The 13,075-nt window shown below is 72.8% G+C and carries 12 protein-coding genes and 2 tRNA genes; 3 read left to right on the forward strand and 11 right to left on the reverse strand.

Features of this window, described 5'->3' with window-relative positions; all coding sequences use genetic code 11:
• The 3 genes from ETD83_RS20520 to ETD83_RS20530 all read right to left on the reverse strand — a co-directional run.
• The coding region (locus tag ETD83_RS20520) for a serine/threonine-protein kinase (protein WP_138646759.1) at positions 1 to 1,145 on the reverse strand (1,145 nt) is incomplete at its 3' end.
• Positions 1,146 to 1,270: 125 nt separating this feature from the next.
• A complete protein-coding gene (recG, locus tag ETD83_RS20525; RefSeq protein ID WP_138646760.1) occupies positions 1,271 to 3,460 on the reverse strand; it encodes an ATP-dependent DNA helicase RecG in 2,190 nt (729 codons plus the stop codon).
• A 64-nt stretch (positions 3,461 to 3,524) separates the two neighbouring features.
• Positions 3,525 to 5,129, reverse strand: coding sequence for a DAK2 domain-containing protein (locus ETD83_RS20530; RefSeq protein WP_138646761.1), 1,605 nt, complete (start codon positions 5,127 to 5,129; stop codon positions 3,525 to 3,527).
• 234 nt (positions 5,130 to 5,363) lie between these two features.
• On the opposite strand from ETD83_RS20530, the gene rpmB reads away from it, so the two are divergent.
• A complete protein-coding gene (gene rpmB, locus ETD83_RS20535) occupies positions 5,364 to 5,558 on the forward strand; it encodes a 50S ribosomal protein L28 (protein WP_030164391.1) in 195 nt (64 codons plus the stop codon).
• A 120-nt stretch (positions 5,559 to 5,678) separates the two neighbouring features.
• On the opposite strand, the gene thiD is transcribed toward rpmB, so the two are convergent.
• The 3 genes from thiD to ETD83_RS20550 form a co-directional block, all read right to left on the reverse strand.
• Positions 5,679 to 6,503 carry a bifunctional hydroxymethylpyrimidine kinase/phosphomethylpyrimidine kinase gene (thiD, locus tag ETD83_RS20540; RefSeq protein ID WP_138646762.1) on the reverse strand — a complete coding sequence of 275 codons (825 nt, stop codon included), beginning with the start codon at positions 6,501 to 6,503 and terminating at the stop codon, positions 5,679 to 5,681.
• A gap of 78 nt (positions 6,504 to 6,581) precedes the next feature.
• Positions 6,582 to 7,502 (reverse strand): cellulose binding domain-containing protein, encoded by a 921-nt coding sequence (locus tag ETD83_RS20545; protein ID WP_138646763.1) that lies wholly within the window; start codon positions 7,500 to 7,502, stop codon positions 6,582 to 6,584.
• Positions 7,503 to 7,602: 100 nt separating this feature from the next.
• A complete protein-coding gene (locus tag ETD83_RS20550) occupies positions 7,603 to 8,523 on the reverse strand; it encodes a thiamine-phosphate kinase (protein ID WP_138646764.1) in 921 nt (306 codons plus the stop codon).
• Between the two features lie 144 nt (positions 8,524 to 8,667).
• On the opposite strand from ETD83_RS20550, the gene ETD83_RS20555 reads away from it, so the two are divergent.
• Both ETD83_RS20555 and ETD83_RS20560 read left to right on the forward strand, forming a co-directional pair.
• Positions 8,668 to 8,901, forward strand: a complete 234-nt coding sequence (locus tag ETD83_RS20555) for an Lrp/AsnC family transcriptional regulator (protein WP_131967567.1) — start codon at positions 8,668 to 8,670, stop codon at positions 8,899 to 8,901.
• A gap of 121 nt (positions 8,902 to 9,022) precedes the next feature.
• Positions 9,023 to 9,436, forward strand: a complete 414-nt coding sequence (locus tag ETD83_RS20560; protein ID WP_138646765.1) for a DUF3515 domain-containing protein — start codon at positions 9,023 to 9,025, stop codon at positions 9,434 to 9,436.
• Positions 9,437 to 9,482: 46 nt separating this feature from the next.
• Here the strand turns inward: ETD83_RS20560 and ETD83_RS20565 are convergent, their stop codons facing one another.
• The 5 genes from ETD83_RS20565 to ETD83_RS20580 all read right to left on the reverse strand — a co-directional run bounded on the left by ETD83_RS20565 (position 9,483) and on the right by ETD83_RS20580 (position 13,071).
• The gene (locus tag ETD83_RS20565) at positions 9,483 to 10,412 is read right to left on the reverse strand and encodes a hypothetical protein (protein ID WP_138646766.1); all 930 of its coding nucleotides are present in this window, start codon (positions 10,410 to 10,412) and stop codon (positions 9,483 to 9,485) included.
• A gap of 3 nt (positions 10,413 to 10,415) precedes the next feature.
• Positions 10,416 to 10,934, reverse strand: a complete 519-nt coding sequence (locus tag ETD83_RS20570) for a hypothetical protein (RefSeq protein ID WP_138646767.1) — start codon at positions 10,932 to 10,934, stop codon at positions 10,416 to 10,418.
• Between the two features lie 197 nt (positions 10,935 to 11,131).
• A tRNA-Tyr gene (locus tag ETD83_RS42660) sits at positions 11,132 to 11,216 on the reverse strand.
• Positions 11,217 to 11,299: 83 nt separating this feature from the next.
• Positions 11,300 to 11,373, reverse strand: a tRNA-Leu gene (locus ETD83_RS20575).
• A 249-nt stretch (positions 11,374 to 11,622) separates the two neighbouring features.
• On the reverse strand, positions 11,623 to 13,071 hold the full coding sequence (locus tag ETD83_RS20580) for a protein kinase domain-containing protein (protein ID WP_171064344.1): 1,449 nt from the start codon (positions 13,069 to 13,071) through the stop codon (positions 11,623 to 11,625).
• Positions 13,072 to 13,075 lie beyond the last annotated feature (4 nt).

The raw sequence follows: 13,075 nt of genomic DNA on the forward strand, positions 1-13,075 counted from the left end.
GCCTTCGCGGGCTTCTCCCCCGAGCCGCCGGACAGCAGCGCCCACGACGCCCCGCCCACCCCGGCCGCGAGCAGCACCGCCGCCGCGGCCGCGGCGATGCCCAGCCCCCGGCGGCGCCGCCGCGGCGGGACGGTCTGCGGCGACTGCGCGTAGCCCAGCGGGCCGCCCATTCCAGGGCCGGTTCCGAGGCCGATCCCGGGGCCGGTGCCGCCCGGGTCCGTCCCCATCAGGTGATCGGCCCGGCCGACGGTCGGCGGCGCCGACGGCGGTGTCCTCGGATCGCCCGCGAAATGGGCGCCGGTGCTGAGCGTGCCCATGTCGCCGTCGTCGATCGTGTCGACGCCGCCGAGCAGGTTCAGCAGCACCCCCTGCGCCTCCGGGCGGCGCGCCGGGTCCTTGGCCAGGCAGGACGCGACGACGCCGCGCAGCGACTCCGGCAGCGCCGACAGGTCGGGCTCGTAGTTCAGGATCCGGTGGAACACCGCGGAGATCGTGTCGTTGCCGAACGGGTGCCGTCCCGTCGCCGCGAACAGCATCGTCGCCGCCCAGGTGAACAGGTCCACGCCCGTGCCGAGGTCGGTGTCGGTGACCTGCTCGGGCGCCATGTACGACGGGGTCCCCACCACGCCGCTGCCCTTGGTCGCCGACGCCCCGGCGATCCGCGCGATGCCGAAGTCGATGACGCGCGGCCCGTCCGGGCCCATCAGCACGTTGGACGGCTTGAAGTCGCGGTGCAGGATGCCCGCCCGGTGGATCGCCGCCAGCGCCGTCACGGTCCCGATCGCGAGCCGGTCGAGGTCGGTGCCGGTGCGCGGCCCCTTCTCGTTGACGAGGCCGCTCAGCGACGGCCCCGGCACGTACTCGCTGACGACGTAGGGCAGGTCGCCGGAGATGTCGGCGTCGAGGACCTGGGCGGTGCAGAACCCGGCGACCCGCCCGATCATCCGCATCTCCCGCTCGAACCGCGCCCGCCACTCCGGATCGCGGCTGAACCGGTCGCGCAGCAGCTTCACCGCGGCCTGCTCGCCGTCCTCACGGCGCCCCAGGTAGACGACGCTCTGCCCGCCCTCCCCGATCCGTCCGACCAGCTCGTACCGCCCGAGCCGAGCCGGGTCGCCGGGCAGCAATGGGCCAACGGCCGTCATGGGAGCTCCTCCGTCGCATGCGAGACCCGCCACGGGACCTGTACCCGCGCGGGCGCCGCATGGCCACTTACGATCGGCTATACGTTAGACGCCTGTAATCGCCCGTGCGTTCTCCGTTGTCACGATCAGGCCTTTTCGAGGAAGTCGGCGCGGTCTTCGTCCAGGAGCGAGGCGAGGACGGTGGCCAGGCCGGGGTGGTCGGAGAGGTCCGGGTCTTTCTCGACCAGTGTCGTCGCCTCTTCGCGGGCGTCGCGGATTACGTCCTCGTCCTTCTGGAGGGTCAGGAGGCGGAGGCTGGAGGTGCGGCCTGCCTGGGCGGCGCCCAGAACGTCGCCCTCGCGGCGTTGTTCCAGGTCCAGGCGGGAGAGTTTGAAGCCGTCGGTGGTGGAGGCGACGGCGTCGAGGCGTTCGCGGGCCTTGCTGCCGGGCTCGGCGTCGGTGACGAGGAGGCACAGGCCGTGCAGGGAGCCGCGTCCGACGCGTCCGCGGAGCTGATGGAGCTGGGAGACGCCGAACCGGTCCGCGTCCATGATCACCATGACGGTGGCGTTGGGGACGTCCACGCCGACCTCGATGACCGTGGTGGCGAGCAGGACGTCCAGGTCGCGGTCGGTGAAGCGGCGCATCACCGCGTCCTTCTCGTCGGGGTGGAGCTTGCCGTGCAGGACGCCGATGCTCAGCCCGGAGAGCAGTTCCTCCAGTTTCGGCAGGACCTCCATGATGCCGAGCGGTGAGCGGCGGCCCTCGTCGTCGGGCGCGATGGCGTCGCCTTCGTCGCCCTCCTGCTCGCCGATGCGCGGGCAGACGATGTAGACCTGACGGCCCTTGGACGCCTCCTCCTTGATGCGCTCCCAGGTACGGGCGAAGAACGCGGGCTTCTCCGGAGGCACCACGTGGGTCTGGATCTCGGAGCGGCCCGCCGGGAGCTGCCCGAGGACGGACGTCTCCAGGTCGCCGAACACCGTCATCGCCACCGTGCGCGGGATCGGCGTCGCCGTCATGACCAGGACGTGCGGCCGCCCGCCGCCGGTCTTCTCGCGCAGCGCGTCCCGCTGTTCGACGCCGAAGCGGTGCTGCTCGTCCACGACGACGAGGCCCAGGTCGGCGAACTGGACGCTCTCCTGGAGGAGCGCGTGGGTGCCGACGACGATGCCCGCGGCGCCGGACGCGGCGTCCAGCAGGGCCTCCTTGCGCGCCTTCGCGCCCTGCGACCCGGTGAGGAGCGCGACGCGGGTGGCGTTGTCGGCGCCGCCGAGCTGCCCGGCCTGGGCGAGGTCACCGAGCATGCCGGTGATCGACCGGTAGTGCTGCTGGGCGAGGACCTCGGTCGGCGCGAGCAGGGCGGCCTGCCCGCCGCCGTCCACGACCTGGAGCATGGCGCGCAGCGCGACGACCGTCTTCCCGGAGCCGACGTCGCCCTGGAGGAGGCGGTGCATGGGGTGTTCGAGGGCCAGGTCGGCGGCGATCTCGTCGCCCACCTCGCGCTGGCCCTTGGTGAGCTCGAACGGCAGGCGCGCGTCGAACTCCGCCTGGAGGCCGCCGAAGGACGGCGGGCGCGGCGTTGCGGGGAGGGCGGCGGCGGCGAGGCGGCGCTGTGCCAGTGCGACCTGGACGACGAACGCCTCGTCCCATTTGAGGCGCTTCTTGGCGCGGCCCAGCTCCTCCCAGCTCTGCGGGCGGTGGATGCCCTCGTACGCCTCGCGCAGCCCGATCAGACCGCGGCGCCGCAGGAGCGGCGCGGGCATCGGGTCGGCGGGCAGGTCGAGCTGGTCGAGCACGGTGCCGACGGACGTGCCGATCGTCTCGATCGGCAGGTTCTTCGTCGACGGGTAGATCGGGATGATCTCGTCGGCCCACTCCTGCGCGGCCTGCTCGGCGCCCGTCTCGCGGACGACCTTGTACTGCGGGTGCGCGAGCTGGCGGACCGCCTTCCCGCTGCGCGGCCGGTAGGTGCTGATCTTCCCGGCGAACAGGCCGCGCGTCCCGGGCGAGAGGTCCTTCTCCGGCCGGTAGGAGCCCTTCCGGCCGAAGAAGCTCAGCTTCAGCTCGCCGGTGCCGTCCGTGACGGTGATCTCCAGGACGTAGCCGGGGCTGCGGGTGAGGGTGCGGCCCTGGACCTTCACGACCTCCGCCATGACGGTGACGTGCTCGCCGTCCTGCAGGCCGCTGAGCTGCGTGAGCTCGCCGCGGTGCGCGTAGCGGCGCGGGTAGTGGTGCAGGAGGTCGCCGGCGGTGCGCAGGTCGAGGCCCTTCTCCAGCACCTTGGCCGTCTTGTCGCCGAGGACATTGCGCAACGGCTCGTCGAGATTCGCCACGCTGTCTTTTCTAGCCGATGGGGGCGACGGGAATCAGGCGATGCTCACTCGATGCCCCTGATGCTCACTCGATGCCCATGAGGAGCGGGTACCGTTCCTGGCCGCCGTCGTAGACGCCGACCTCCACGTCCGGATGCGTGTCGCGCAGATGCCCTTCGAGCGCGGCGGCGAGGCCGGGCGGCGCGTACAGGCCGATGATCAGCGTGGCCAGCTCGCCGCCGCCCGACAGCATCCGGTCCAGGACGTGCCGCGCGACCTCCGCGACGCCCGCGCCGATCGTCACGACGTCGCCCTCGATCAGGCCGAGCACGTCGCCCGGCTGGCACAGGCCGACGCTCGTGACCGCCTCCTGCCCGGCGACCTCCAGGTGGCCGAACCGGGTGGCCCCGGCGGCGCGGGTCATCTCGATCACGTCCTCGGCGAAGCGGCGCAGCGGGTCGTGCACCGCGAGCGCCGCCATCCCCTGGACGGACGCCTTGGCCGGGACGACCGCGATGCTCGCCCCCGCCTCGCGGGCACGTTCCGCCGCGGCCTCGGCGAGGGACAGGACCTCGGGCTCGTTCGGCAGGACGGTCACCTCGTCGCCCGCCGCGAGGATCGCCTCCGTCAGGACCGCGAGCGGCGGCGCCGAACCCGGATCGCGGCGGACGACCCGGGCCCCGCACTCCTCGAACAGCGCGGCCAGGCCGTCGGCGGCGGTGACCGCGATCACCGCGCGGCCGGTGTGCGGGGCGTGCGGCTCCCGCGTCCCGGCGTGCAGGTAGGTGACGCGGATCCGGTGCGGGCGCCCCGCCGCCAGGCCCGCCTCGATGGCCGCGCCCGCGTCGTCCACGTGCACGTGAACGTTCCAAAGCCCGCCGCCGCCTACCACGACCAGCGAATCTCCGAGGCGGTCGAGCTTCTCGCGGAGGGTGTGGACGGCGTCGTCCTGCGCGTACAGCAAGTACATGACCTCGTAGCCGGGACCGTTCCGCGGTTTCGGACGCCCTTGCGCGGAGGCCGGCGTGCCGGAAGTGCGGGCCGGCACCTCGTAGTGCTCGGGGTACTCCTCGGTGATCTCGGCGACGAGCGCGTCGAGCACGATGCAGAGCCCGGCGGCGCCCGCGTCCACGACGCCGCTGCGGGCCAGCACGTCCAGTTGGCCGGTGGTGAGGTGCAGCGCCCGCCTCGCGCCCGCGGCGGCGGCTTGCGTCGCCTCGGCGAGGCCGGTGGCGGACGTTCCCGTGGCCGAGGTGCATGCGGAGGAGGCGGCGTCCAGGACGCTCAGGATCGTTCCCTCGACGGGATGCTCCACGGCGCCGCGGGCCAGGCCGGACGCGTGCTCCAGCGCGGCAGCGAACTCGGCCGCGCCGGGCGGCGCGTCCAGCGGGCCGAGGACGTCCGCGAGACCGCGGAACACCTGGCTGAGGATCACGCCGGAGTTGCCGCGCGCGCCCAGGAGAGCGCCCCGCGCCAGTTCCCGCCAGGTGTCCGGGTCGCCCGCGCCGTCCGGGAGCTCGTCCAGAGCGTCCGCGGCCGCGAGCACGGTCAGGTGCAGATTGGTACCGGTGTCGCCGTCCGGGACGGGGAACACGTTCAGCGCGTCGATCTCCGTCCGGGTGCTGCCCAGCGCCTCCGCGGCGCCCCTGCACCACCGCCGGATCGCCGCCATGTCGAGGACTTCACCCACGCCCCGCCCCTCTCAGCTTTCGCCCGACTCTTCTGTACCGTGTCAAGGGCGTCCTGGGGAAGCCGTAAAGCCGGATGTTCGCACGCCGATTCGCCTATCCGACTGGCTGTCGGCTACTCTGATCCGTGCGCCTCGTCCGAGGCGCTCATCAGTGAGCGCCCATGATGCCCGGCTCGCCCACAGCGGCGACGGGCGGCGCTCCGGTCAGAGCTTCGACACCACTTGGAGTTTCCCGTGGCTTCCGTCTGCGACGTCTGCGGCAAGGGACCCGGTTTCGGCATGCGCGTCTCCCACTCGCACCGCCGCACCCCGCGCCGCTGGAACCCCAACATCCAGCGCGTGCGCGCCGTCGTGAACGGCAGCACCAAGCGGATCAACGCGTGCACGTCCTGCATCAAGGCCGGGAAGGTCGTCAAGCCGACGGTCTGAGCACCGCCGGGCAGGGCTTCGGCCGGCTCATCGGGATGGCCCGATGAGCCGGTTTTTTGTGCGTCCTGGCCTCCGGCTCTGGCGCGTCGGGGCAGTGCGGTGGCGTCAGGTTCAGTGACGTCAGGTGCGGTGGCGCCAGCCGTGGTCGACGGGGCCGATGCCCGCGCCGAGCGGGAAGCCCGCCGCGATCGCGCCCGTCACGTACTCCTTCGCCTTCGCCACCGCGGCGGGGACGTCCGCGCCGAGCGCCAGGTGCGACGCGATCGCGGACGCGAGCGTGCACCCGGTGCCGTGGGTGTGCCGGTTGTCGTGCCGGGGCGCGGTGAACCGGTGCTCGCGCTCCCCGTCGAACAGCAGGTCGGCGGGCTCGCCCGGCAGGTGCCCGCCCTTGATCAGGACCCACTGCGGGCCGAGCGCCTTGACCGCCTCGGCGGCCTCGCGCAGACCCGCCTCGTCCACCACCTTGACGCCGGTGAGCTGCTCCACCTCGTAGAGGTTGGGCGTGACGACGGTCGCGGCCGGCAGCAGCACCGAGCGGACGGCCTGGACGGCGTCGGGCGCGAGCAGCGAGTCGCCGTGCTTGGACACGCCGACGGGGTCGACCACGGCGGGCGCGTCCGAGGCCGCCAGAGCCTCCGCGACGGTCTCGACCAGGACCGTGGACGCGAGCATCCCCGTCTTGATCGCGTGGACGCCGATGTCGGACAGCACGGAGTCGAGCTGGGCCCGCACCGCCTCGACCGGCAGCTCCCAGTACCCCTGGACGCCGAGCGAGTTCTGCGCGGTGACGGCGGCGATGACGCTCATCCCGTGGACGCCGAGCGCGAGCATGGTCTTCAGGTCCGCCTGGATTCCGGCGCCGCCGCCGGAGTCGGAGCCCGCGACGGTGAGCACGAGCGGCGGTGCCTGCCGCGTGGACGGGACGGCGGACGGGGAGTGCGTCATGCGTCCACTTTATGGCTTACGCACCGCCGGACGAGCTCGGTGAGCGGGCAGGGGCGGCGGGCGGGGGCGGCGTCTGTCTCAGACGATGGCGCAGGGCTGGCTGTTCAGGATGCACGTCGACGGCTTGGCCGCGGTGCCCCGCGCGGCGAACACGATCCGCACCGTCGCGCCGGGCGCAATGCCGGTGCGTCCGCGGACGTAGGCGACCTCGCCCGTCTTCACGACGGTGGCCCCCTTGATGGCGGTGACGGACGCGCTGGGGATCTTGAACGCGAGCGCCCACCTGGTGACGGGCCGCGGCCCCTTGTTGGCGATCGTGGCGGTCGCCCTGAAACCGTCCGGGCTCCTCGACGCGACCTTGAAGGCGATGATGAGGCCGTCGGTCCGGCCGGCGCCGCGGCTGGCGCGCTCGTTCTGCTCGCGCTGGGAGACCTGGTTGTCCCTGGGGTTGGTCTGCGTGCTGTCGTGCGGCACGCCGCCCGCGAAGTTGAGCGAGATCTGCTGCGTGCTCAGCGCGTAGGCGACGATCCCGACCGCGATGACGAGCGCGACGATCGGCAGCAGCGGGACGGGGAGCACCGAGAGGAACTTGAACGGTCCACCGCCGGCGGAGCCGGACGTCTCGGCGTCCGGTTCTCTCGGTTCTCTCGGGTCTCGCGCGTCTCGCGTGTCGGACGGCGCGAGTGGCTCGAACGAGCCGAACGGGTCTTCGGGAGCCGCGGCGGGATGGGGGCTGGGAGCGCCTGGATAGTCACCGGGATAGTCCCCTGGAAGGGGGTCGAACCTGGGCCGTCCTGGAGGGCCGTGCGTGCGTTCCGCGTCGGGCGGAGGGCCGGTCGAGATGCGTTCGTGCGGTGACACGTAGACGCGGTCGTCGGTCGGCCCGGAGAAGGCGTCGAAGGACGTGCCCGGCGGAGCGCCGTAGAACGGACCCTGGGACGCGGAGGCGTCCGGTACGGGTTCGTCGTCCGGTTCTTCGCGCCTGGTGTGTCGTCCCATCCCATCCCTCTTCGATCAGAGGATGTATACCAAACCCGTACCAACCGTGCCTACAGGATGCCCCAACGCGCACAGGCGGACTCGCTCCGTGCAGGGCGTCTCACGTCGGGAAATGATCCCACGCGCCGGTCGGCGGCTCGCGCCCGTCCACGCGCACTCCCGCCCCCTCGCGGGCGGTCCCGATCACCGTCCAGGACGAGGGCAGGACGGCGTCCGGAGGGAAGGTCCCGGCGAAGGCGTGGTCCTCGCCTCCGGTGAGCGCGTGGAGCAGCCCGTCCGGGCCGAGGATCGCCGGGACGGGCACGGCGGACGAGTCGATCTCGATCCGCACACCGCTCGCGCCCGCGAGGTGCCCGAGGTCCTGGACGAGCCCGTCGCTCACGTCCAGCAGCGCGGTGGCGCCGTGGGAGCGCGCCTCCTCCCCCGCCGCGTACGGGGGCTCCGGGCGGCGGTGCGCGGCTATCAGCTCGGCTGGGCCGTCCCGCCCTCCGGTGAGCAGGGCGAGCCCGGCGGCGGCGTGGCCTAGCCGTCCCCGGACGGCCACGACGTCGCCCGGACGCGCCCCGGACCGGGTGAGCGGCGCCGCGCCGCCCAGATCCCCGAGCGCGGTGATCGCGAGCGTGATGCCGGGCGCGCCGACGACGTCGCCTCCCGCGACGGACGCCCCGGCCACGCGGCATTCGTCAGCGAGCCCGTCGTAGAGGCGTTCGGCCCAGCCCGCCTCGGTGTCCGGCGGGGCCGCGAACCCGACGAGCAGCGCCGTGGGCCGGGCGCCCATCGCGACGACGTCGGCGAGGTTCTGCGCGGCGGCCTTGCGCCCGATGTCGTACGGCCCGGACCAGTCGCGTCGGAAGTGCCGCCCCTCCACGAGCAGGTCGGTGGTGGCCACGACACGCCCGTCCGGCGCGGAGATCACGGCCGCGTCGTCGCCGGGCCCGAGCCGCACGTCCGGCCCCTGCGGCAGCCGGCGGGTCAGCCGGGCGATCAGCCCGAACTCGCCCACGTCCCCGATCGTGCCCATCCGCCCCATCCGCGCCGATTCCCCGTGTTCCGACCGCCCGGCGCGCGCCCGCTCGGGGCGCGCCCGCCCCCGGCCACGCGCGGGGGCGCGTAACACGATACGGTGAACCGTCCGACGGTTGATTCTCCGCCCGGGGAGGACGTGATGGTGCAGGCCTACATCCTCATCCAGACCGAAGTCGGCAAGGCGGCCGAGGTGGCAAGCCACATCTCCGGCATAACCGGCGTCACTCTGGCGGAGGACGTCACGGGACCTTACGACGTGATCGTCCGAGCGGAGGCGCGCAATGTCGACGAGCTCGGCAAGCTCGTCGTCGCCCAGATCCAGGCGGTCGAGGGCATCACCCGCACGCTCACGTGCCCGATCGTCCATATCTGAATTGCTTCTGCCTACGGGCCTGAGGGGTCGTCCCCTCAGAAGGAATCCGCCTTTTCCGGGGGGCCTGGGAGGCCCCAAGAGGCGCATTGCCCGGACGTTCCTGGTCGCGGGGCTGGCGCTGATGATCGGCGCGTGCGGCGACGGAGCCGTCCAGGTGCCGGTGCCCCAGCCCGACACCGCCACAGAGCGGCTGTGCGAGGGGCTCCGGCTCCCAGAGAAAGTGCGCGGGCAGGGCCGCCGCGACACCTCCCCGAGTTCGCCGTTGACCGCCGCCTGGGGTTCGCCCTCGATCGCGCTGCGCTGCGGGGTACCGCGTCCCGCGACGCTCCATCCCACGTCCCAGCTGGTGACGATCAACGGGATCGACTGGTTCGGGCAGCCGGTGAACCGCCCGGTCACGTTCACCGCCGTCGCGCGGCAGGCGTACGTCGAGGTGACCGTCCCGCCCAAGTACAACCCGGCCGGGGACGTGCTCATCGAACTCGGCCCGCTGATCAAGGCGACGATCCCGAAGAAGCCCGAAGGCCAGATCTGACCACCCCGTGCGGGTAGGTGCAGGCTCGCAGCGACCACGCGGGCCGTCAGGGCGCCAGATCGACCCGGATGTCCTTCGTCGAGTCGGGGAGCAGGATGACCGTGGCGCCGTTGTCACGCGTCCAGCCGACCGGGAGCAGGAACCAGGTGCCTCCCTCGTGCGCGAGCGTGCGCAGGCCGTTGTAGCGGTACTTGAACGCGGCGTCCTCGGTGCTCAACCGCAGCACGCCGACCCCGGATCCGGTGATGTGCAGGCGCTCCCGGGAGTACACGACCGCCTGCGCGCTGGTCGGCAGCGACAGCTCGATGGCGCGGGCCGCGTCGTTGCCGTGCTCCTGTGCCGCGTTGGCCGTCGCCCAGAAGGCCGCGATCAGCGCGAGCGCGATGAGCATCAGGCGCCGGACGGAACGGGTCGACACGAGGATCTCCGCCCACGCGCCCCGCGCCACCCCGTAGCGCATCGCGGTCTCGGCGACGTACTCCAGCAGCAGGGTCCCGGCGCCGAGCGCCGCGGGCGACAGGTAGGGCCCGCTGATGATGTCGTCGGCGTGCCGGTGCAGGCTGACGGCGCCGATCGTGACCAGGGTGACGGCCAGGGCCGTGAGCAGCACACAGATGACCATCCGCCCGCGGCTGGACGCCCCGCGCAGCAGATGGACGAGGAGATGATGGGCGATGAGCGCGCCCACGCCGAACACCATCACCGACGCCAGCGGGGAGAACACCGGCCCCGCGCTCTTCACGAGGTAGTCCGTCGTCGTGAAGCCGACCGTGCCGAGGTCGATCCCGAAGTAGGCGAAGAGCGACCGCTCGCGCACGTAGCCGAAGTAGTACAGGATCGCCGTCAGCACACCGGTGGACGCCAGCACCCGTCCGGCGACCTCGACGAGCTGCCCGATCGCCCGATCCCCGCCGGACGACGCGGCGGCCGCCTCGGAAGGCTCGTCGGCGGGCCCTTCGGCGGGGTCGGCGGACATCGGTCACGTCCCGGCGGGGCCGGGGTCGTCCTCTTCGGACGGGGCGTCTTCCGGGCTCTCCGGCGTGATCTCGCTCCCGCCGCTCGGCCCCTCGGGCGAGGGCGAGTCACCGCCGGGCGATGTCGAGTCCTTGGACGGGGGCCCGTCGCCGGGCGACGCCTCGGGCGGGGTCGTCGCGGCGACGTCGAAGAACTCCGTCCTGGTCTTCACTCCCACCCGCAGGCACACGTTCCCTTCCCCGCCCGCACACGATGAGCTGTCCTTGATCTCGACGATCCCGGCCGGGTTGGAGCTCGTCTCGCGCGCGATCATGCAGGGGGCGTCCGCCCGGCACGGCCGCTGGTTCTTGAACTGCTCCTTGATGGACCGGGCGCACGGGTCGCCGCCCGCATCGGTGATCTCGACCGCCTCACGGCACGCAGCGGCGATCTGCTGCAGCTGGGCGTCGGAGACGCGGGTCTTCGTGACGTCCGTCGCCTGGGGCTGGACGTCGCCTCCGACGGCCAGGCCACTCGGTTGCATCGGCAGTGGCGTGGTCGCCGGGGACGCCTTGTCCGTCCCGCAAGCCACGGCGCAGAACAGCAGGATCAGTCCTCCGGCCGCGTGTCTTCGCCAAGACCCCATGCTCGCCCCCTGTCATCGCATGATGACCCCGCGCATGCGCGTTTACGAGTTACCCAAGGTCAGAGCGCGAAACAGAGTTCACCAGCGCTGGACGGTGAGGCGGGTGGGATTCGAACCCACTCAGCGCAAAGGCAACCGGGTTACAGCCGGACCCGACTCTCCGAACGTCGGCGCCGCCCCATGCACGGACCGCCAGGGCCCGCGTCACGCGACCGGACCGGCCGCGTCGTGCCTCCTCGGAGGTTGGACTACGGAGGCATGCGTGCGGCTCCCGGGAGTCGAACCCGGAACGTCCACTTTCTGAGAGTGGCCTCTCTACCTGTTGGAGTAGAGCCGCAAGAAGATTCGCGAGGTGGCGTCACTCGCGGCGGCTCGACCAGGGAATCGTCAGGAGACGGGATACCGGCCGGGGCGGGCGCGCGACGCCGAGGGCAGTCGAAGTCGATACTGCTCCAGAGCCATGGCCGGTCCTCCTCTCAGAAGCCTCGTGTCTTGGACGGGCTGACGTCGTCCACGGTGCCATCGTCCGGGAGACCGCCGCAACGCATTTTCCTGCGGCCGACGGCTGGCGGTTGGCGGTTGGCGGTCAGGTCTCGTCCGGGAGGGCCGCGCCGAAGGCGACCAGCGCCCAGAACGCGACCATGACCCAGCCGAGCGCGATCCCGGTCACCGCGAGGCCCAGCCCGCGCTCGCCGGAGCGGCGCAGCCGCGCCCACGCCATATGCCCCGCGATGATCGCCGGGATGGACGGGAGCCCGCACGTGATCAGCCCGACCGCCCCCATGGAGACCGCGTAGATCGCGAGGCTGTTGATGGGCCGCTTGGCGTGCGGATGGTGCGCGGCGGCCGGGAACTGGTGGCCGGACGCCGGGTGCGGCGGCTGCGTCGGATAGCCGGTGTAGCCCGCGGGCTGCGGGTAGGCGGTGCCGCGGGCGGCGATCGCGTCGGCGTACCGGTTCCACGTCTCCGCCTCGGCCGTGCGGCCCTGCCCGTTCAGCAGCATGGCGAGGTTGCGCATCGCGGCCGGGTCACCGGCCTGGGCGGCCTGCCGGTACTGCTGTTCGACCAGCACCTCCGCCTCCCCGGCGGCGAGCGCCGGAGCCGGGGTCTGGAAGCTCCCCGCCCCCTGCGTCCGCTGCTGCGCGGAAGCCTGCGTCTCATGCCGTGGGGGTGCCGGCGTCCGGGGCTGCGCGGGTGCCTGCGTCCGGGGATGGTCCGCGGTCTGGGCGGGTTGTCGGACACCGCTGGAGATGAGCCCGTCCAGCAGGGACTGGGCGGTCGGGCGCCGTGCCGGGTCCTTGGCGAGCGCCGAGCGGACGGCGTTCAGGAGCGAGCCGCCCAGCCCGCTCAGGTCCGGGTCGCCGCTGAGGATCTGGTGCATGATCGCCGGGATCGAGGCGCCGTCGAAGCACGGCCCGCCGCGCGCGGCGAACGCCACGGTCGCGCCCCAGGCGAACACGTCGGACGCCGGTGTGGCGCCGCGTCCGTCCAGCTGCTCGGGGGCCATGAACGCGGGCGTGCCGACGATGCCGCCGGTCGCGGTGAGGCGCGTCCCGTCCAGGGAGCGGGCGATGCCGAAGTCGATGACCCGCGGCCCGAACGTGGACAGGACCACGTTGGCAGGCTTCAGGTCGCGGTGGACGACGCCGGCGTCGTGGATGGCGGTCAGCGCGGTCGCGATCCCGACCGCGACGGCCTCCAGGTCGGCGCCCCGCAGCGCGCCGTCCTTGGCCACGGCCGCGTCCAGGCTCGGCCCGTTCACGAACTCGGTGACGAGGTAGGGCGGGTCGGCGGCGGGGTCGGCGTCCAGGACGGGCGCCGTGCAGAACGGCCGGACCCGCTGCGCCGCCGCGACCTCCGCCTCGAACCGCGCGCGGTACTGCCGGTCGGCGGCGAACTCGCGCCTGATCACCTTGATGGCGACCTTGCGTCCCGACTCGTCCAGCCCGGCGTACACCGTGCCCATCCCACCCTCACCGAGCCGGTCCACGACCCGGTACGGGCCGATGCGTTCCGGCAGGCCGCGATGCGACACGGGA

The organism is Actinomadura soli (genome assembly GCF_005889715.1).
Lineage (GTDB): Bacteria > Actinomycetota > Actinomycetes > Streptosporangiales > Streptosporangiaceae > Spirillospora > Spirillospora soli.

Bases quoted from the DNA above. Each gene is read 5' to 3' on its own strand.
- thiD (WP_138646762.1), bottom strand. From the start codon at position 6,503: ATGACGCACTCCCCGTCCGCCGTCCCGTCCACGCGGCAGGCACCGCCG.
- ETD83_RS20545 (WP_138646763.1), bottom strand. From the start codon at position 7,502: ATGGGACGACACACCAGGCGCGAAGAACCGGACGACGAACCCGTACCG.
- ETD83_RS20550 (WP_138646764.1), bottom strand. From the start codon at position 8,523: ATGGGCACGATCGGGGACGTGGGCGAGTTCGGGCTGATCGCCCGGCTG.
- ETD83_RS20555 (WP_131967567.1), top strand. From the start codon at position 8,668: ATGGTGCAGGCCTACATCCTCATCCAGACCGAAGTCGGCAAGGCGGCC.
- ETD83_RS20560 (WP_138646765.1), top strand. From the start codon at position 9,023: ATGATCGGCGCGTGCGGCGACGGAGCCGTCCAGGTGCCGGTGCCCCAG.
- ETD83_RS20565 (WP_138646766.1), bottom strand. From the start codon at position 10,412: ATGTCCGCCGACCCCGCCGAAGGGCCCGCCGACGAGCCTTCCGAGGCG.
- ETD83_RS20570 (WP_138646767.1), bottom strand. From the start codon at position 10,934: ATGCAACCGAGTGGCCTGGCCGTCGGAGGCGACGTCCAGCCCCAGGCG.